The sequence below is a fragment of the Leifsonia sp. HAY1-4F genome, from assembly GCF_056755275.1.
In genome coordinates, this window is the sequence record NZ_JBNDHX010000302.1 from 1 (window position 1) to 270 (window position 270).

The 270-nt window shown below is 63.0% G+C and carries 1 protein-coding gene; it reads left to right on the top strand.

Features of this window, described 5'->3' with window-relative positions:
* Nucleotides 1-12: 12 nt before the first annotated feature.
* On the top strand, nucleotides 13-270 hold a 258-nt coding region (locus ACPYOG_RS19600; protein WP_481295792.1), incomplete at its 3' end, for an EamA family transporter.

Here is a 270-nt window from a genome sequence, read left to right on the forward strand (position 1 = left end):
TCCTACAGCTTTATCCGCGTCAGCGTGGCGACCATCCCGCCAATCACGCTGATTGCCGCCCGCACCTTGATCGCCGGCCTCGTTCTCCTTGCGATCATTCGCTGGCGCGGCCTCCACCTGCCGAGAGATGCGGCGACCTGGCGGCGCTTTCTCGTTCAATCCTGCCTCAACAGCGCGGTTCCCTTCACGCTGATCGCCTGGGCCGAACAGACGCTCGACGCCGGCCTGGCAACGATCCTGAATTCCACGACACCGATCTTTGCATTCCTG